Source organism: Rosenbergiella epipactidis, assembly GCF_018494055.1.
Lineage (GTDB): Bacteria > Pseudomonadota > Gammaproteobacteria > Enterobacterales > Enterobacteriaceae > Rosenbergiella > Rosenbergiella epipactidis.
In genome coordinates this window covers 103,506-122,726 of sequence record NZ_JABBFQ010000004.1, presented here as the reverse complement: position 1 = coordinate 122,726, position 19,221 = coordinate 103,506, and the positions used below count along the sequence as shown (strand labels likewise).

Sequence of the window (19,221 nt, the reverse complement as noted above, 5' to 3'; positions counted from 1 at the left end):
CATGTCTGTAATCAAAATGACCGATCTGGATCTTGCTGGAAAACGTGTTCTGATTCGTGCTGATCTTAATGTGCCAGTCAAGGATGGGAAAGTGACGTCAGATGCGCGTATCCGTGCATCACTACCGACCATTGAACAAGCCCTGAAGCAAGGCGCGAAAGTAATGGTGACCTCTCACTTAGGTCGTCCAACAGAAGGCGAATATAACGAAGAATTCTCTCTGCTGCCTGTTGTGAACTACCTGAAAGATAAGCTTGCGGGCACAGATGTTAGCCTGGCAAAAGACTATCTTGACGGCGTAAACGTTGAGGCGGGTCAGCTGGTGGTACTGGAAAACGTTCGCTTTAACAAAGGCGAGAAGAAAGATGACGAAACCTTAGCGAAAAAATATGCAGCGCTGTGTGACGTCTTTGTCATGGATGCATTCGGTACGGCTCACCGTGCTCAAGCCTCTACCCATGGTGTAGGTAAATTTGCGCCTATCGCCTGTGCCGGTCCACTGCTGTCAGCAGAACTTGAAGCGCTAGGTAAAGCGATGAGCAACCCAGCTCGCCCTATGGTTGCAGTGGTAGGGGGATCTAAAGTGTCCACCAAATTTGATGTACTGCAATCTTTAGTCGGCATTGCCGATACCGTCATCGTCGGAGGCGGCATTGCCAACACTTTCGTTGCAATCGAGAATAACGTTGGTAAGTCACTGTACGAACCAGACTTTGTTGAAGCTGCGAAAAAGCTCCGTGATGAACATGGGATCCCGGTTCCAGTTGACTCACGTGTCGGGACCGAATTCTCCGAAACGGCTCCTGCTACCGTGAAGAAAGTTAACGAAATTCAAGATGACGAAGAGATCATGGATTTTGGTGATGAAACTGCAGCGCAAATGGCCAAGATCTTAAAAGAAGCAAAAACTATTCTGTGGAACGGCCCAGTGGGCGTATTTGAGTTCCCTAACTTCCGTAAAGGAACTGAAATCGTGGCTAATGCTATCGCAGATAGCGATGCGTTCTCAGTCGCCGGTGGCGGTGATACGCTGGCGGCAATCGACCTATTCGGTATTGAAGATAAAATTTCATACATCTCCACGGGTGGCGGTGCATTCCTTGAGTTTGTGGAAGGCAAAAAGCTCCCAGCTGTAGCAATGTTAGAAGAGCGTGCGAAACAATAATAAATTCAGAGGAGGGCTATCTCTCCTCTATTTTCTACCGCTGAAAAGATGATCTCAGCTTACGACCAACGAAACAGGACAACACTTATGTCTAAAATTTTTGATTTCGTAAAACCGGGTGTCGTTACGGGTGAAGACGTACAAAAAGTTTTCCAAGTAGCTAAAGAGAATAAATTCGCGTTACCAGCAGTCAACTGCATCGGTACTGACTCAATCAATGCGGTATTAGAAGCTGCAGCCAAAGCTAAAGCGCCGGTGATTGTTCAGTTTTCAAACGGCGGTGCAGCATTCCTAGCAGGTAAAGGTTTTACCTCAGATAAGCCACAAGCAGCGGCTATCCTTGGTGCCATCACGGGTGCGCAACACGTCCATCTGATGGCTGAGCAATACGGTGTACCGGTTATTCTTCATACCGACCACTGTGCGAAAAAATTACTGCCATGGATCGACGGATTGCTGGATGCAGGCGAAGCACACTTTAAAAATACCGGTAAGCCACTGTTCTCTTCACATATGATCGATCTGTCCGAAGAGTCACTAGAAGAGAATATCGAAATCAGCGGTCAATACCTTGCGCGTATGGCGAAGATGGGAATGACGCTTGAGATTGAATTAGGCTGCACAGGCGGGGAAGAAGATGGTGTGGATAACTCACACCTCGATAACTCGGCGCTCTATACTCAGCCTGAAGATGTTGACTACGCTTACCAAAAACTCAGCGCTATCAGTCCTAACTTCACCATTGCCGCATCATTCGGTAACGTACACGGGGTTTATAAGCCAGGTAACGTCCAACTGACGCCAAAAATCCTGAGAAATTCGCAAGACTACGTGAGTGAGAAGCATAACCTTCCTCACAACAGCCTGAACTTTGTCTTCCACGGCGGATCGGGTTCTTCAGCAGAAGAGATTAAAGAGTCTATCGAGTACGGTGTTATCAAAATGAACATCGATACCGATACGCAATGGGCAAACTGGGACGGTATCCTGCAGTTCTACAAAAAGAACGAAGGCTACCTCCAAAGCCAACTGGGTAACCCAGAAGGTGACGATAAGCCAAACAAAAAATACTACGACCCACGTGTCTGGTTACGTGCGGCACAAAGTTCAATGGTTGTTCGCTTAGAGCAAGCCTTCCGTGAACTGAATGCCATCGACCGTCTGTAATCCCTTCCCAAACGCCAGCTCTGCTGGCGTTTTCTCCATTTAGCATAGTAAATTTCTTGAAGTTACCCGGCGAGGTTGGCAATTCGCGGGTTTTTAGTTACCCTTTTTATGGGACGTCTTTCAAAGATGCTCAGTGCTATTTTTTTGGGAACTAACGACAGGAAGATTTAATGCAAGATCTTAACGTAGTAAACGGCTTACATAATGCCGGGACTTGGATTGAAAAGAACCAGTCACTTTTATTAAGCTATGTAGTGAATATCGCCGCGGCGCTGGTCATTCTCTTTATCGGGTTTACCGTTGCGAAAATCGTTTCAAGAGCCATCAATAAAGTATTACTCTCGCGTCATATCGATCAAACAGTCGCCGACTTTATCTCGATGATTGTCCGCTACGCGATTATCGCCTTTACCCTGATTGCTGCAGTCAGCCGAGTGGGCGTACAAACCGCCTCCTTCATTGCTGTACTGGGTGCCATCGGTGTAACCGTTGGTTTAGCGTTACAAAATTCACTCTCGAACTTTGCAGCCGGTGTGTTGTTGGTTACCTTCAGACCTATTCGAGTTGGGGAGTTCGTGGATGTTGGTGGATGTTCGGGTACCGTTTTAAACGTACAAATCTTCCAAACTACGCTGAGAACCTCCGACGGTAAGATTGCGGTCATTCCGAACGGCTCAATCTTTACAGGTAAAATTATCAACTATTCACGTGAACCAGAGCGCCGCAATGAATTTATCATTGGCGTGGCTTACGATGCTGATATTGACCTGACAATGAAAGTACTGCGTGAAGTGGTCGAGGCAGATAAGCGTGTCATTAAAGAAAAAGGGATTGTCGTGGCATTGAACGAGATGGCCCCTTCATCACTTAACTTTATTGTACGTTGCTGGAGCAAGAGCGACGATCTACAACAGGTCTATTGGGATCTAATGGCAGACTTTAAACGAGCCTTAGATAAGCACCAAATCGGGATTCCATTCCCGCAAATGGACGTGCACCTCGTTCGCAGCAGCGAAAGCTAATACCTCGTCTCCGCAGTCAGCCAAGCTGGCTGTGGAGTATTCATTTTACTAATTACCCCCCGTTTTTTTTAATTTCCTTTCGCCTAGCGCTTTATCGCACACTAGACCCCTAAGTCATCAAGGGGGATTTAAATGTCTGTTTTTATACAAGGTTTTTCACTGGGTGCTGCGTTGATACTGCCTATCGGTCCACAAAATACGATCGTATTACGCCAAGGTATGTTGCGGTGCTATGCTTTCTTAGCGGCAACCTTTTGTGTGGTGAGCGATATGATCCTTATCACGACTGGCGTATTGGGCGGCGCGGCATTTTTACACCGCTATCCACTGTTAATGCTGGGGATGACATGGTTGGGCGTGGTGTTTTTGCTTTGGTACAGTTATGGCCTCTTTAAAACCTTCCGCCACCCCATTATCCCGGAGGTTGCAGGCGCTAGCGTTAATTCACTGCCGCAGCTGCTTATGACGCTAACCGCCGTGACCTGGCTAAACCCCCATGTTTATCTGGACACCGTGGTATTGCTTGGCAGTCTTGGCAGTCAGATTCCCGCAGCATTACGCTTAACCTTTGCCGCAGGGGCTATCTCAGCCTCAATCCTTTGGTTCTATTTGCTCTCGTCAGTGTCACTATTATTGTCAGCAAAACTTATGCAGCCACGTATTCAAAAGGTGATCTCGCTCACCGTCGTCATCTTATTACTGATACTCGCGTTTAGACTGGCCAGTGAAGGCGTGATAATGTGGCAGCACTATGAATAAGGGAGCATAACGATGAAGAAACGACTTACTGCAATGGCCTTGCTTGGAGCGAGTTTTGGTTTGATGTCATCAGTATCGGCTGAAACAACACCTAACGCGCCTTATCTTAGCATCTCTGGGCAGGGGCAGGTCCAAGCTCAGCCAGACATGGCCACTATCGTTATTGAAGTGAATGCTAGCCATGCGCAAGCATCGCAAGCTAAAAAGCAGGTGGACAGTCGCGTAGCACGGTACTTCGATTTTTTACATCAGCAAGGGGTAACCGATAAAGATATTAATGCTGCCAATGTCACCACTCATGCTGAATATGACTATTCACAGCATGGCAAACCGAAACTGACCGGTTATCAGGCATCACGAAGTGTCGAAGTTACCTTGCATCAGCTCGGCAAGCTTAATGCCTTATTAGACGGTGCGCTTACCGCGGGGCTTAACGATATTCGCTCGGTATCAATGGGGGTTAATCATCCCGAACAGTATCAGCAACAAGCGCGTCAGGCGGCAATTACCGATGCGATCACCAAGGCTAAAGGATTGGCATCAGGTTTTAATGCCTCGCTGGGATCGGTATGGAGCATTAACTATCAGACGCAACGTAACGTCACCCTACCGATGGTAAGAATGATGAGCGTAAAAGCTTCGGCCGCTGATACCACTCCCGACCAAACCTATCAACAGCAAAAGCTCGACTTTACCGATAACGTCGAGGTGGTCTTTACCCTTAACACTCGCACTCTTGGCGCAACACCTGACGACCATACTCAACCAAAGAGTCCGTAACGCGGCCCATCACGCGACTTTCAGGCGCAAATCGGTGCCAATAAAGCATGCGGCGTTGATATAAGCCTGGCGTAAGGTCAATCAAGGAGCCTTCTGCTAGTTCCGATTCAATCTGCAGATGCGGGATCATACAGCAGACCGATCCTTGTTTGGCTAACTGCACAAAGGCTTCAGAAGAGTTAACGATATGGCACGGCAAGCTACCAGGAGGTAAATCGAAGTTCTCCTGCAAAAAGGCTTGATGCATATCATCCAAGTGATCGAAAGAGACTGCCGGGGCTTTAAGCAAGGTTTGACGATTAACACCCTGCGGAAAATAGCGCTTAGCGAAATCCGGTGAAGAGACAAATAAGTAGTCTAAGGCACCTAAGGTATCAACGTGGCAGCTCGGTAAGGCGCGAGGCTGTATACTGACCGCCCCCACGACTTCGCCACGACGTAGACGCTCAAGTGTACGGCTCTCATCTTCGACCTGTAAATTAAGGCGGACCGGTAAATCGTCGAGCACATCTCGTAAGGCAGGCAGTAACCAAGTCGCCAAACTGTCAGCGTTCACCGCAATAGACAGCAGAAGGGGAGTCGTGCCGCCTTTTTCATCGGTCAGCCACTGCTCTTCAAGAAGTTCAACTTGGTGAAGCAGAGCAAGTAGCTTCTGGCCCTGTTCGGTAGGGCGAGGGGGCACGGTACGTACCAACAAAGGTTGACCAAACTGTGATTCTAACTGCTTGATTCGCTGCGAAACCGCCGATTGAGTAATACAGAGTTTTTGTGCCGCCCGTTCAAATCCGCGTTCACGAATAACAGTATCAAGGGCTTGAAGATTGCGGTAATCGGGTCTTTTAATCATGTTTTCTCAGTCCCTGACTGAAAGAAAAAAATCGGTTGGTTTTGAGATTGAATGCGTAAAACTACACTTCAACCAATGAAAAATCACTATTTTAGATAAGCTTGTTTTATACTACGGCTACCGCAACACGTATAGGTTTTAACATACCATGACTCAGGACGAACTTAAAAAAGCAGTAGGCTGGGCGGCGCTAGACTATGTTCAGCCCAATACGATCGTTGGTGTCGGCACCGGTACAACGGCAGCACATTTTATTGATGCATTAGCCACCCGTAAACACGACATTATTGGTACAGTATCCAGTTCAGAAGCCTCGACTGAACGTTTAAAATCGTATGGTATTCCGGTTTTCGACCTAAATGAAATCGACTCCCTTTCCCTATATATCGATGGCGCAGATGAAATTAATCCTGATCTACAAATGATCAAAGGCGGTGGCGCAGCGCTCACCCGGGAAAAAATCATCGCCGCAGTCGCCGAGACCTTTATCTGTATTGCAGACCAATCGAAGCAGGTCGACTGTTTAGGCCACTTTCCTTTACCGGTCGAAGTTATCCCCATGGCTCAAGCTTATGTCGCACGCGAGTTAGTAAAACTTGGTGGCCGCCCGGAGTATCGCAAAGATATCGTCACCGATAATGGTAACATCATTCTCGACGTTTACGATTTGCGTATTGACGATCCGGATAGATTAGAAGTCGCCATCAATGCGTTACCAGGGGTGGTGACGGTTGGATTGTTCGCTCAACGTGGCGCTGATATTGCGCTAATCGGCGATGAAAACGGCGTTAAGAAAATTATTCCTGACGGCCACGAAAAAAGAGTCGCCACCCACAAATAGTGATTTATATCACAAATAACGATCACCTCGAGTTAATACGCTAAATCATCTGCAATAGACAGTGTTTTGGCGTTGAATGGCGCAAAGGTAAACGATTGCGTCCATCGTTTCAAAATTTTTCAGGGTGTTGCTCTTAGCCTATTTTTTTCTTATGTTGGCAGTTAGCTAAGGGTATTTTACGAAAATCACTTTTATAGGGTCGGGTAATGGCTAAGGTTTCACTGGAAAAAGACAAGATTAAGTTTCTGTTGGTTGAGGGCGTTCACCAATCTGCCCTCGATAATTTAAAAGCAGCGGGTTATACCAATATCGAATTCCATAAAGCTGCGCTCAGTCCAGAGCAACTCAAGGAATCGATCCGCGATGCTCACTTCGTCGGATTACGTTCGCGCACGCAGTTAACGGAAGAGATCTTTGCAGAGGCCGAGAAACTGATTGCGGTAGGCTGCTTCTGTATCGGCACCAACCAAGTTGATCTCAAGGCCGCCGCATCGCGCGGTATTCCTGTTTTTAACGCCCCGTTCTCTAATACCCGCTCGGTTGCCGAGCTAGTCATCGGTGAACTATTACTGCTGATGCGCGGTATTCCAGAGGCTAATGCAAAAGCACACCGTGGTATCTGGAACAAAAATGCTAAAGGTAGCTTTGAAGCGCGCGGTAAGAAACTCGGTATCATCGGTTACGGCCATATCGGCATGCAACTGGGTGTGTTAGCAGAAAGCTTGGGTATGTATGTTTACTTCTACGATATCGAAAGCAAACTGCCGCTGGGGAATGCAACTCAGGTTGAATCACTGGATAAGTTACTGGCGATGAGTGATGTGGTCAGCTTACACGTTCCAGAAACCGCGAATACCCAAGATATGATCAGCAAAGATCAATTGGCAGCGATGAAACCCGGCGCATTATTAATTAATGCCTCACGCGGAACTGTTATCGACATTCCTGCGCTCTGTGATGCCTTGGAGAGTAAACACTTAAGTGGTGCAGCCATCGACGTATTCCCGGTTGAACCGGCTTCTAACAGCGATCCGTTCGACTCGCCGCTCTGCAAGTTTGATAATGTTATCTTAACCCCACATATCGGTGGTTCGACCCAAGAAGCCCAAGAGAACATCGGGATTGAGGTAGCAGGTAAACTGGCGAAATACTCAGACAATGGTTCAACCCTTTCTGCAGTCAACTTCCCTGAAGTCTCACTGCCGACACACAGTGCCTCGGCGAGTCGTATTCTTCACATTCACGAGAACCGCCCAGGTATTCTGACCGCGATTAACAATATCTTTGGCGATCAAAATATTAATATCGTTGGCCAGTACCTACAGACCTCGCCTCACTTAGGTTATGTCGTGATTGATGTTGATGCTGAGCAAGAAGTGGCAGATAAAGCGTTACAGCTGATGAAGGAAATTCCAGGCACCATCCGTGCTCGACTTCTCTACTAATGCTGAGACCAAAGAGGCCGTTAGGCCTCTTTATTGTTCCATTGCCATAACCGATTAGGCGTAATCACTGCAGGTAATGGGATGTCCCAAGATTCAATAGGTAGCGCTTCCTGAAGCTGGCAATCATGTGCCACCCCAATCGGAAAAACTGATGTCTTCTGCCAATCGGCGAGTAGGCGATCATAAAACCCTCCGCCCATCCCTAAACGCTGGCCAGTGCTATCAAACGCTACCAAAGGCACAATTACCACATCCAACTCAGTCAAGGCACAGATCTCCTCGCTATTTTCCTCAGGCTCCAACATCCCTAAGCGATGCTTTATCAAATTAGTGTGTGGAGTATATCGCTGGAAGATCAGGGAAGTAGGACTTGTGGGATCGATACGAGGGAGATAAACACTTTTCCCTAAATGCCATAACCGTGCAATAAGCGGTCGAGTATTAATTTCACCGTCCGTTGAGAGAAACAGCGCAATACGGTGTGACTGTTCAATCGGAGAGAAAAGAATAGCGTGTTCAGCGAGTTGCTGGCTGGCTTGGAATTGCTGAGTATCACTCAGTGAACGTCTGAGGCGACGCATATGCTGGCGTAAAGCTTGGCGCTGTTGAGCTAGAGATGAGTCCATGACATAACATCCTTGTGAGGGCACTCAAGGATAATAGGGCGATACATTAAGACAGTAAAGGAAAACTAAAAGGGAGAAGGGGGGATCTCCGAGATGCCGCTGCGAGCTGTAACCCTTGAACCCTTGGTTCAAGGTGAACATGTCGTCATACCTATCAGGCTTCTCGGACGAACCGAGCATGCACACAAGATATGAGGCGCCACGTTCTAGTAGTACTAAATATCGGCTCAGGGGACTGGCCCGCTTGCAAACATCTCAGAGAATACGTTGTTCAGGGATAATTATAGCACAGGATCCCTAAAACTATTATTCGAATTTACTTTCTGGGCGATCGCTGATACGCCCTTGTTCGACTAAAGCCTGTTCAATAGTCTGCTGCAGAACACGAATACGTTGTTCCATATTGCTCGCATAATCACGGGTCTTGTTCTTTTCTTGCGCAAGTTCGTGACAAATATTCAAAGCTGCAATGAACACTAATTGTTCAGTATTCGTAACGCGTGTTCTGTGTTTTAAATCCTGCAGGCGCTGGTCAAGATCTTCAGCCGCGGAAAGTAGAGCTTCTTTTTGTTCTGGAGGACAATTCACTCGCAGTGAACGACCAAAAATATGAATATCTACCGGTTGCGCAGACATGTTACCTTCCTGATAATTACGTTGTCCGCTCCCAAAGTCACTTGCTCTGGAAGGGCGCCACTATATCTACCTGAGGCAGAAGTTACAACCCCTTTTCTGGAATCGATGAGGGAGCTAATGGTAGCATAGACCTCACTTCACTTTCCTAAGACTATGGATAATTATGACTTCACCGAACTATAACACGCTTAATAGCGAACTCACGACACAAGGTGTCGGTATGACCGCCGCTGAGATGCATGGTTTACTCAGCGGAATTCTTTGCGGTGGGACTAAAGATCATAGCTGGAAAGCACTGGTTCATGACCTCACCAATGAAGGTATAGCCTTCTCCGTCCAACTCAATCAATCCTTGCAAGCGGTATACGATAATACATTGCACTCGCTAGAGGAAGACGGATTCAATTTTCAACTCTATTTACCGGATGACCAAGGTGATAACGTCTTTGAGCGCGCCGATGCACTCGCCGGCTGGGTAAACCATTTTCTACTAGGCTTAGGGGTTACACAGCCGAAATTAGATAAAGTGAAGGGAGAAGCCGGGGAAGCGATCGACGATCTGCGCACTATCGCTCAATTAGGCTACGACGAAGATGAAAATCCGGAAGAACTTGCACAATCTTTGGAGGAAGTCATTGAATATGTCAGAGTCGCTGCTTTACTCTGTCATGAAACCTTTAATACACCTCAATCGGATGCCTCAGCCGTCACACAGGGTCCAACATTACATTGATCCTCTCACGGTAAAATGGGTAACAGGGAGCTTAGGGTATGATTTCTCAGAAAAATTACTGTCAACGCCGTCAGGCCTTGCTTAAACAGATGGTACCGGGTAGCGCGGCATTAATTTTTGCTGCGCCAGAGGTTACCCGAAGTCGAGATACCGAATATCTCTTTCGCCAAAATAGTGACTTCTGGTACTTCACCGGCTTTAACGAGCCTGAGGCACTACTCATTCTGATTAAGAGTGACGAACAGCATAACCACAGTATTCTCTTTAACCGTTACCGTGATCCCCATGCCGAGATCTGGTTTGGTCGCCGCCTTGGTCAAGAAGCCGCAATCGATAAGCTTGGCGTTGACCGTGCGCTCCCATGGGGAGAAATAGACGAGCAACTGGCGCAGGTGCTTAATGGGTTAACCACGATTTATCATGCCAGTGGCGAATACGACTTTGCGGATAAAAAAGTTGCCGCTGCATTAAAAACCTTGCGTGAAGGATCGCGGCAAAATCTTAGCGCGCCGACCACTGTCATCGATTGGCGACCCATCGTCCATGAAATGCGCGTGATTAAAGATGAAGAAGAACTGGCGATCTTACGTGAGGCTGGGCGCATCAGTGCGCTCGCCCACCAGCGCGCAATGCAGCAATGTCAGCCCGGCATGCATGAGTATCAGTTGGAAGGCGAAATCCATCATGAATTCTCTAGACACGGGTCTCGATTCACCTCCTACAATACGATTGTCGGAGGGGGCGATAATGCTTGCATTCTTCATTACACTGAAAATGAATCTCAACTTAAACAGGGTGACTTAGTCCTGATCGATGCGGGCTGCGAGCGACATGGCTACGCAGGGGATATCACCCGAACATTTCCTGTCGACGGAAAATTTACCGCACCACAACGCCAACTCTACGAGATTGTTTTGCAAGCCTTAACGACTGCCTTATCCCTGTATCGTCCTGGCGTAACCATCGCTGAGGTGACAGAAGCGGTTGTGCGTATCAAGGTTGAAGGCTTAGTGCGCTTAGGGATTTTAGAAGGCGAGATAACGCAATTGATCGAAGAGAAAGCGTATCGTCCCTATTTTATGCATGGTTTAAGCCACTGGCTTGGTCTGGATGTGCATGATGTCGGCCATTATGGCGGCGCGGATCGTAGCCGAGTCCTAGAACCGGGCATGGTATTAACCGTTGAACCGGGTCTTTATATTGCCCCCGATGCCAAGGTGCCTGAATGCTATCGTGGCATTGGGATTCGTATTGAAGACGATATCGTGATCACCGAAACCGGGCATGAAAATTTAACCGAGCAGGTCGTGAAAGATCCTGATGCCATTGAGCAGTTAATGCAATCGGCGCAGGCACTTCGTCAAGGTGAAAATAAGCCACTATGAGCGTAATTATTGTCGGCGGTGGGATGGCTGGGGCAACGCTTGCGCTTGCGCTTTCCACCTTATCGCAGGGTCACATTCCGGTCACTCTCATCGAGGGGAGCTCCCCGCAGGATACCGCCCACCCCGGGTTTGATAGCCGAGCGATAGCGCTGGCGGCGGGAACCTGCCAGCAACTTGCGCGTATCGGTGTCTGGTCGGCACTGAAGCCTTACGCAACGCCTATTACCGACATCCATGTCTCTGACCGCGGTCATCTTGGCCAAGTCGAACTCTGTCGAGAAGATTACCATTTACCTGCCTTGGGTAACGTGATCGAACTGCAAGCGGCAGGGAAAGTTCTGTTTAAACAGTTACAACAGGCACCCGGTGTCACGCTGCTTTGCCCGGAAAAAGTGGTCGAGATGACCCGTACGGTACAGCAGGTATCGGTCACACTGGAAAGCGGTCAAACGCTAGACGCACAGACGTTAGTCATCGCCAGCGGCAGTCGATCTGCTTTGGCGACTCAAGCTGGCTTTACTTGGCAACGTGATGATTACCAGCAAGTTGCCATTATCGCGAATGTGAGTACTTCAACGCCACATAATGGCCGAGCGTACGAACGTTTCACTCAGCATGGGCCTATTGCCCTACTGCCGATGTCAGATAACCGTTTATCCTTGGTGTGGTGCGTATCAGCATCGACCAGTGAAAGGCTATTAGCGGCTGATAAGTCGTCATTCCTGCAGCAATTACAACGAGAGTTTGGCTGGCGGCTTGGGCAATTTACACAAGTTGGCCAGTGTGAATCCTATCCACTAAGCTTGCATCAAGCGCAGTCGTTGATCACACACCGCGCCGTAGTGATTGGTAATGCTGCGCAATCTCTTCATCCTATTGCAGGCCAGGGCTTTAACCTTGGGCTGAGGGATGTGATGAGTTTGGCCGAAACCCTAGCAGAAGCTGATAAACAGCAGCAGGATATGGGGCAGTTTAGTGTATTGAATCGCTACCAACAGCGAAGAGCACAAGACCGTGCAACAACCATTGCCATCACCGATGGTTTAGTCCGACTCTTTGCCAATGATAACCTGCCTCTCATTATTGGCCGTAACCTAGGATTACTCGCGATGGAACGCGTTACCGGGTTAAAGCACCACCTCGCTAGCCGAACCTTAGGCTGGGTTAAACGTTAAATTAAGAGAATATTCATGCAAAGCTACGATATTATTATTGCTGGTGGGGGAATGGTCGGCCTCGCAGTCGCGTGTGGTCTTAAAGAGTCAGGACTTAGCGTTGCGGTCCTCGAACAAGGGGCGGCGCCACACTTCAGCCCACAGGATCCCCTATCGGTGCGGGTGTCGGCAATTAACCGAGCAAGCCAACGTCTCTTAGAAAAATTGGGGGTGTGGCAAGATATTCTGCAAATGCGTGCCAGCTGTTATCACGGCATGAAAGTCTGGGAAAAAGATAGCTTCGGACATATCGCCTTCGATGACGGCGAGCTGGGTGGCCACGGCTTAGGGTATATCATCGAAAATTCTGTACTGCATGCAGCCCTATGGCGTCAGGCAGAAAAACTGTCGCATATTACGCTTATCCCTAATGCCGCCCTAGTCCAGACCGCCTTCGGTGACAACGAGACCTTTGTCAGCTTACAAGATGGCAGCATGATGACCGCCCGCTTGATGGTGGCAGCAGATGGCGCCCAGTCTTGGCTCAGAGCAAAAGCCGATATACCTCTAACCTTCTGGGATTACAAGCATCACGCGTTAGTCGCGAATATCCGTACCGAACAGCCTCACCAAGGTGTCGCCCGCCAAGTTTTCCACGGCGAAGGCATTCTCGCCTTTCTTCCTTTTGAAGACCCGCACCATTGTTCAATTGTCTGGTCCACAGAGCCGCAAACCGCGAAAAAGCTGAGCCTAATGGACGAATCATTATTCTGTCAGCAACTGGCTGTCACATTTGATATGCAGTTAGGACCTTGTACGCTGAACAGTGAACGTAGAACATTCCCGTTAACGGCGCGTTACGCCCGACAATTTGCCAGCCATCGACTTGTGTTAGTGGGTGATGCGGCACATACCATTCACCCGCTGGCGGGGCAGGGAGTGAACCTCGGCTTTATGGATGCTGCAGAGCTTATCGGCCAACTTCTTCGTCTACAGCAAGAGGGTAAAGATATTGGTCAACACCTCTATCTTCGCCGCTATGAACGCCTAAGAAAGCTCAGTGCAGCCAAAATGCTGGCGAGTATGCAAAGCTTCCAAGACCTCTTTGCAGGGCAACATCCACTGAAAAAAATGGTGCGTGATATCGGCTTAACCCTTGCGGATAAGCTACCTGGGATTAAACCACAGCTAATTAAGCAAGCCTTGGGTGAACACGATTTACCCGAGTGGCTGCGTAAATAGAAGGAGGGGAGATGGCTGATCGTTCGATTGCGATAGGCAATAATACGGCACTGCTTGTCGTCGATGTTCAAAACGATTTTCTGCCGCAGGGAGCGTTAGCGGTGCCTCGGGGAGATGAAGTGATCCCGGCCATTAACCAGATTGCACCGTTATTTCAGCAGGTGGTTATTACCCAAGATTGGCATCCTGCTGGCCATTCCTCCTTTAGTTCCTCTCATCCGGGGTATCAAGATTACCAAGTGATTGATATGCCCTATGGCCCGCAATGCTTATGGCCGGACCACTGTATACAGGGGAGTGTCGGGGCCGAGTTATCAAATGATTTATCCCTTCCTCATGCCAGATTGATTCTCCGTAAAGGGGTCCATCAATCCATCGACAGCTACTCTGCCTTTTTAGAGGCCGATCGCAGTACCTCAACCGGGCTTCTCGCTTGGCTGCAAGCGCAGGGGGTCGATCAGGTGGTGATAACCGGACTTGCCACAGATTTCTGTGTTGCATGGACGGCTATAGACGCAGCTCAAGCGGGATTAGCCACTTGGGTAGTAGAGGATGCTTGCCGAGCGATCGATATTGACGGGTCACTGCAACGCGCCAAGCTGGCGATGCAAGATGCTGGTGTGATTTTCCTCACATCTCAGCAATTGCACCAAGGTTGTGAAAGCTGATTTATTCTAATTATTGACCATTTCTACCCTTAGAAAAACTAATCCGAAAGCTAGTAAAATAGTCGGATTAAGATAAGTCAGTCTAAGAGTCTGTCTTAGCATTCTCTCTAGATGTCGGCTTTTGTCGCCATTTTCCTACTTATTCCCGCCCTATCTTATCAATCACCTCTGGTTAAGCGTATCTGCTCCATTTTGGTGCATCACGGGTTTGCCCCTATTTCACCTTATGGCTAAGCGATGGAATGAATGATAACGTGCAGTAAGGATAACGTTTGTGTTTCTAGTCCTAAAGCCCGACCTAAGCAAGCTAACTCACCGCGATGTTACGCGGCAGAAGGAGTGTTATGAGTCAACAAACCCCTCTCTTTGCACAACACCAAGCCTGTGGTGCACGCATGGTCGACTTCCACGGATGGCTAATGCCACAGCATTATGGTTCCCAGCTTGATGAGCATCATGCCGTGCGCCGTGCAGCAGGCATGTTTGATGTATCCCATATGACCATTGTCGACCTGGCTGGCGCTCGTACCCGAGAATTTCTACGTTATCTGTTAGCCAATGATGTGGCTAAATTGACGCAGCCTGGTAAGGCGCTCTATAGCGCCATGCTAAATGCCTCGGCAGGCGTTATCGATGACTTAATTGTCTATTTTATCGACGAGCAACACTTCCGATTAGTGGTCAACTCTGCAACACGCGAAAACGATTTAGCGTGGATCTCAGAACAGTCTAAAGAATATGGTATTCAAATTGAGGAGCGACGAGACTTAGCGCTTATCGCAATACAAGGCCCTGAGGCAATAGAGAAAAGCCAATCGGTGATGAGTGCTGAACAGCGAGCCGCCGTAGCGGAACTAAAGCCCTTCTTCTCAGTGGAAAGCGGCGGCTGGTTTATCGCGACCACTGGCTATACCGGTGAGCGCGGCTATGAAATCGCACTCCCTGCCGAGCAGGCTGCATCGCTATGGCAAGCGTTACTTGCGGTAGGCGTCAAACCTGCTGGCTTAGGGGCGCGAGATACCTTGCGCCTCGAAGCGGGATTAAATCTTTATGGGCAAGAGATGGATGAGTCGATTAACCCGCTTGCCGCGAATATGGCTTGGACGGTGGCTTGGCAACCGGAAGAACGAGAGTTTATCGGCAGAGCGGCGCTCGAACGTTTACAAGAGCAAGGCACTGAAAAACTGGTTGGTTTGGTACTGCATGAGAAAGGCGTCCTTCGCAATGCCTTACCTGTCTCGTTTACCGATATCAATGGAAATCCTCAGCAAGGCGTTATCACCAGTGGTTCTTTCTCCCCGACCTTGGGCTGCAGTGTCGCGCTTGCACGGGTGCCGGCAACGGTAGGGGATAAGGCTGTCGTATTGATCCGCCAGCGTGAACTGCCAGTGTCTGTTACTCAACCCTGCTTTGTCCGTGCAGGCAAATCATTGATTTAATTATGGAGAATAAAATGAGCAATGTACCGCAACACTTAAAATACCGTGATAGCCACGAATGGGTACGTCAAGAAGAGGATGGCTCGGTCACTGTGGGAATCACCGAACATGCACAAAGTTTACTTGGCGACATGGTGTTTGTTGATCTGCCTGAAGTCGGTCGTGAAGTCAGCGTTGGCGATGACTGCGCGGTTGCCGAATCGGTTAAAGCGGCCTCCGATATTTATGCGCCGGTCAGCGGCGATATCGTCGCAGTCAATGACGAACTTAATGACAGTCCTGAGCTTGTAAACACCTCCCCTTACGAGGCGGGCTGGTTATTTAAAATTAAGATCACTAACGAAAACGAGCTTAACCAATTACTTGACGCCGATGCCTACCAAACCTTGATCAATAAGTGAGTAAGACGATGACGCAAACACTCAGCCAGTTAGAACATCCCGATGCCTTTATTCGTCGCCATATTGGCCCGGATATCGATCAACAACAACAGATGTTGCAGCAGATTGGCGCAACGGATTTGCCGACGTTGATTGCGTCTATCGTACCCGAAAATATCCAATTATCCTCTTCGCCCCTGCAACTGCCTTCGGCCAGTGAGCACCAAGCGTTGGCAGAGTTGAAAGCCATTGCGGCAAAAAACCCTCGCTATAAATCTTGGATTGGTATGGGCTACAGCGCGGTGTTAACTCCACCGGTAATACTGCGCAACTTACTTGAGAACCCCGGATGGTACACGGCTTATACCCCTTATCAACCGGAAGTGTCACAAGGGCGGCTGGAAGCCTTACTCAATTTCCAACAGGTTACGCTAGATCTTACGGGAATGGACGTTGCCTCCGCCTCGCTGCTTGACGAAGCAACGGCTGCGGCTGAGGCCATGGCGATGGCTAAGCGGGTGAGCAAACGTAAAAATGCCAACACGTTTTTCGTCGCCGAGGATATTCATCCACAGACCCTCGATGTGATTAAAACCCGCGCAGAGACCTTTGGCTTTGAGCTGGTGGTCGATAGCGCTGAGAAGGCGCTAGACCACCAAGATCTCTTTGGTGTCTGCCTACAATATTGTGGCTCGCAGGGGGAGTTGCACGACTATCGTCAACTGATTGCAGCGTTAACGGAGCAGGGCGTAATCATTGCTGTCGCCGCTGAATTTATGGCCCTAGTGCTTCTTGAATCACCGGGGAAATTAGGGGCCGATATCGTTTTTGGTTCTTCGCAACGTTTTGGCGTTCCTATGGGGTACGGTGGCCCGCATGCGGCATTCTTTGCCACCAAAGAGACGTATAAGCGAGCCATGCCGGGCCGGATTATCGGCGTTTCACGTGATGTCCAAGGCAATATCGCGCTGCGAATGGCGATGCAAACGCGAGAGCAGCATATCCGCCGTGAGAAAGCCAACTCTAATATCTGTACTTCCCAAGTCCTGTTGGCGAATATCGCCGGTATGTACGCCGTGTGGCATGGTCCTAAAGGATTAACACGTATCGCCCAGCGTATTCATCGTTATACGCAAATCCTCGCAAAAATCGTGCAAGATAATGGTTTAACTCTGCGCTACGCGCAGTGGTTTGATACCTTAACGGTTGAGGTGCCCGATAAAGCCGAGGTGCTTAAGCGCGCAAAGCAGCAGCAGACTAATCTGCGCAGCGACCTCCACCATGCGGTGGGGATTACGCTAGATGAAACCACGCAACGCCAAGATCTTCTCGTTTTAATCGAGGTGCTGCTTGGACGTAAAATCACCGTTGATCTTGACCAAGAAGACAGTCTTGTCAGCGCACAAGCCATTATTCCAGCAGCATTACACCGTGAAGACGCTATTCTGACGCACCCTGTCTTTAATCAGTATCACAGCGAAACGGAGATGTTACGCTATCTTCACAAACTTGAACGTAAGGACTTAGCACTCAATCAAGCGATGATCCCCCTTGGCTCCTGCACGATGAAGCTTAATGCCGTCGCCGAAATGTTACCTATTACCTGGCCAGAATTTGCCGATCTTCATCCGTTCTGCCCGACGAATCAAGCCGCGGGATACTTGCAGATGATTGAACAGCTTTCTGAATGGCTGATCACCCTGACCGGTTATGACGCGCTCTGTATGCAGCCTAACTCGGGTGCACAAGGCGAATATGCGGGGCTGCTAGCTATCCGTCGTTACCATGAAAGCCGTCATCAAGCACAACGCCACATCTGCCTTATTCCTGCCTCGGCCCATGGCACTAACCCTGCCTCCGCGCAAATGGCCGGTATGGACGTGGTAGTGGTTGCCTGTGACAAACAAGGTAATATCGATCTTGAAGACCTCCGTACCAAGGCAAGCCAAGCAGGTGACCATCTCTCCTGCATCATGGTGACCTATCCCTCTACGCATGGGGTTTACGAGCAGACCATTCGTGAAGTCTGCGAAATTGTCCATCAGCACGGTGGGCAAGTCTATCTGGATGGCGCCAACATGAATGCACAAGTGGGGATCACCACACCAGGCCATATTGGTGCCGATGTCTCCCACCTTAATCTGCATAAAACATTCTGTATTCCCCACGGCGGTGGTGGGCCAGGAATGGGACCGATAGGGGTTAAAGCCCATCTCGCGCCGTTCGTGCCAGGACACAGTATCGTCCAGTCGACCTTACTCACCGAGCAAGGCGCAGTCACTGCAGCCCCTTTTGGAAGTGCGTCGATCCTGCCAATCAGTTGGATGTATATCAGAATGATGGGAGGCGAGGGCCTGAAGCAAGCTAGCTCCCTCGCGATATTGAATGCTAACTATATTGCTAGCCGGTTATCGTCAGACTACGACATTCTCTATACCGGACCAGAGGGTCGTGTGGCACATGAATGTATTCTCGATATCCGGCCCCTCAAAGAACGTACCGGCATCAGTGAGATGGATATCGCTAAGCGGTTAATCGACTATGGCTTTCATGCACCGACCATGTCGTTCCCTGTCGCCGGGACCTTAATGGTGGAGCCAACGGAATCAGAAAGCTTGATTGAATTGGATCGATTCGTCAATGCGATGTTGGCTATCCGTCGCGAGATTCAGCAAGTCGCAGAAGGTAAGTGGCCCTTGGACGATAACCCTCTGGTCAATGCCCCCCATATCCAGCAAGAACTGGTTAGCGACTGGCAACATGCCTACACCCGTGAAACAGCGGTCTTCCCTGAAGGCGTCGAGAATAAATACTGGCCAACGGTCAAGAGAGTGGATGATGTTTACGGCGACCGTAATTTATCTTGCTCCTGTGTACCGATCACGGATTATCAATAACGTTTATAACAGCCCTCTATCGCGAGGGGGCTGTT

At 49.1% G+C, this 19,221-nt stretch carries 18 protein-coding genes and 1 other RNA gene; 15 read left to right on the top strand and 4 right to left on the bottom strand.

Annotated features, from left to right (window positions below; genetic code table 11):
• The first annotated feature begins 1 nt into the window (after position 1).
• From pgk to HGT71_RS08595, 5 genes are all read left to right on the top strand, one after another.
• Positions 2-1,165, top strand: coding sequence for a phosphoglycerate kinase (gene pgk / locus HGT71_RS08615; RefSeq protein WP_099824033.1), 1,164 nt, complete (start codon positions 2-4; stop codon positions 1,163-1,165).
• Between the two features lie 87 nt (positions 1,166-1,252).
• A complete protein-coding gene (gene fbaA, locus HGT71_RS08610) occupies positions 1,253-2,332 on the top strand; it encodes a class II fructose-bisphosphate aldolase (RefSeq protein WP_048912641.1) in 1,080 nt (359 codons plus the stop codon).
• 170 nt (positions 2,333-2,502) lie between these two features.
• Positions 2,503-3,354 (top strand): small-conductance mechanosensitive channel MscS, encoded by an 852-nt coding sequence (mscS, locus tag HGT71_RS08605; protein ID WP_099824031.1) that lies wholly within the window; start codon positions 2,503-2,505, stop codon positions 3,352-3,354.
• 132 nt (positions 3,355-3,486) lie between these two features.
• A complete protein-coding gene (locus tag HGT71_RS08600) occupies positions 3,487-4,113 on the top strand; it encodes a LysE/ArgO family amino acid transporter (protein ID WP_214217421.1) in 627 nt (208 codons plus the stop codon).
• A 12-nt stretch (positions 4,114-4,125) separates the two neighbouring features.
• Positions 4,126-4,893: an oxidative stress defense protein gene (locus HGT71_RS08595; protein WP_214217420.1), complete on the top strand. Its 768-nt coding sequence runs from the start codon at positions 4,126-4,128 to the stop codon at positions 4,891-4,893.
• On the opposite strand, the gene HGT71_RS08590 is transcribed toward HGT71_RS08595, so the two are convergent.
• Positions 4,835-5,737, bottom strand: coding sequence for a LysR family transcriptional regulator ArgP (locus HGT71_RS08590; protein WP_048912651.1), 903 nt, complete (start codon positions 5,735-5,737; stop codon positions 4,835-4,837). The two genes, HGT71_RS08595 and HGT71_RS08590, sit on opposite strands and share 59 nt — an antisense overlap.
• A 151-nt stretch (positions 5,738-5,888) precedes the next feature.
• Between HGT71_RS08590 and rpiA the strand changes: the two genes are divergently transcribed.
• Together rpiA and serA are read left to right on the top strand one after the other, a co-directional pair.
• Complete coding sequence (gene rpiA / locus HGT71_RS08585; protein WP_214217419.1) at positions 5,889-6,581, top strand: ribose-5-phosphate isomerase RpiA; 693 nt, start codon at positions 5,889-5,891, stop codon at positions 6,579-6,581.
• Positions 6,582-6,787: 206 nt separating this feature from the next.
• Complete coding sequence (serA, locus tag HGT71_RS08580; RefSeq protein WP_214217418.1) at positions 6,788-8,026, top strand: phosphoglycerate dehydrogenase; 1,239 nt, start codon at positions 6,788-6,790, stop codon at positions 8,024-8,026.
• A gap of 20 nt (positions 8,027-8,046) precedes the next feature.
• On the opposite strand, the gene HGT71_RS08575 is transcribed toward serA, so the two are convergent.
• From HGT71_RS08575 to zapA, 3 genes are all read right to left on the bottom strand, one after another.
• The gene (locus HGT71_RS08575) at positions 8,047-8,652 is read right to left on the bottom strand and encodes a 5-formyltetrahydrofolate cyclo-ligase (RefSeq protein WP_214217417.1); all 606 of its coding nucleotides are present in this window, start codon (positions 8,650-8,652) and stop codon (positions 8,047-8,049) included.
• A gap of 81 nt (positions 8,653-8,733) precedes the next feature.
• Positions 8,734-8,917: non-coding RNA, 6S RNA (gene ssrS / locus HGT71_RS08570), on the bottom strand.
• A gap of 41 nt (positions 8,918-8,958) precedes the next feature.
• Entirely contained in the window at positions 8,959-9,288 is a 330-nt protein-coding gene (gene zapA, locus HGT71_RS08565) for a cell division protein ZapA (protein ID WP_048912634.1), read from the bottom strand.
• A gap of 163 nt (positions 9,289-9,451) precedes the next feature.
• Between zapA and HGT71_RS08560 the strand changes: the two genes are divergently transcribed.
• From HGT71_RS08560 to gcvP, 8 genes are all read left to right on the top strand, one after another.
• On the top strand, positions 9,452-10,021 hold the full coding sequence (locus tag HGT71_RS08560) for a YecA/YgfB family protein (RefSeq protein ID WP_214217416.1): 570 nt from the start codon (positions 9,452-9,454) through the stop codon (positions 10,019-10,021).
• Between the two features lie 38 nt (positions 10,022-10,059).
• Positions 10,060-11,406 (top strand): Xaa-Pro aminopeptidase, encoded by a 1,347-nt coding sequence (pepP, locus tag HGT71_RS08555; RefSeq protein ID WP_214217415.1) that lies wholly within the window; start codon positions 10,060-10,062, stop codon positions 11,404-11,406.
• Positions 11,403-12,581, top strand: a complete 1,179-nt coding sequence (gene ubiH, locus HGT71_RS08550; RefSeq protein ID WP_214217414.1) for a 2-octaprenyl-6-methoxyphenyl hydroxylase — start codon at positions 11,403-11,405, stop codon at positions 12,579-12,581. Before pepP ends, ubiH begins: the two co-directional genes overlap by 4 nt.
• Positions 12,582-12,596: 15 nt before the next feature.
• Entirely contained in the window at positions 12,597-13,802 is a 1,206-nt protein-coding gene (gene ubiI / locus HGT71_RS08545; RefSeq protein ID WP_214217413.1) for an FAD-dependent 2-octaprenylphenol hydroxylase, read from the top strand.
• 11 nt (positions 13,803-13,813) lie between these two features.
• Complete coding sequence (gene pncA, locus HGT71_RS08540) at positions 13,814-14,470, top strand: bifunctional nicotinamidase/pyrazinamidase (RefSeq protein ID WP_214217412.1); 657 nt, start codon at positions 13,814-13,816, stop codon at positions 14,468-14,470.
• A gap of 344 nt (positions 14,471-14,814) precedes the next feature.
• Positions 14,815-15,909, top strand: a complete 1,095-nt coding sequence (gene gcvT / locus HGT71_RS08535) for a glycine cleavage system aminomethyltransferase GcvT (protein WP_214217411.1) — start codon at positions 14,815-14,817, stop codon at positions 15,907-15,909.
• 14 nt (positions 15,910-15,923) lie between these two features.
• Positions 15,924-16,310, top strand: a complete 387-nt coding sequence (gene gcvH / locus HGT71_RS08530; protein ID WP_214217410.1) for a glycine cleavage system protein GcvH — start codon at positions 15,924-15,926, stop codon at positions 16,308-16,310.
• 8 nt (positions 16,311-16,318) lie between these two features.
• Entirely contained in the window at positions 16,319-19,186 is a 2,868-nt protein-coding gene (gene gcvP / locus HGT71_RS08525) for an aminomethyl-transferring glycine dehydrogenase (RefSeq protein WP_214217409.1), read from the top strand.
• Positions 19,187-19,221 lie beyond the last annotated feature (35 nt).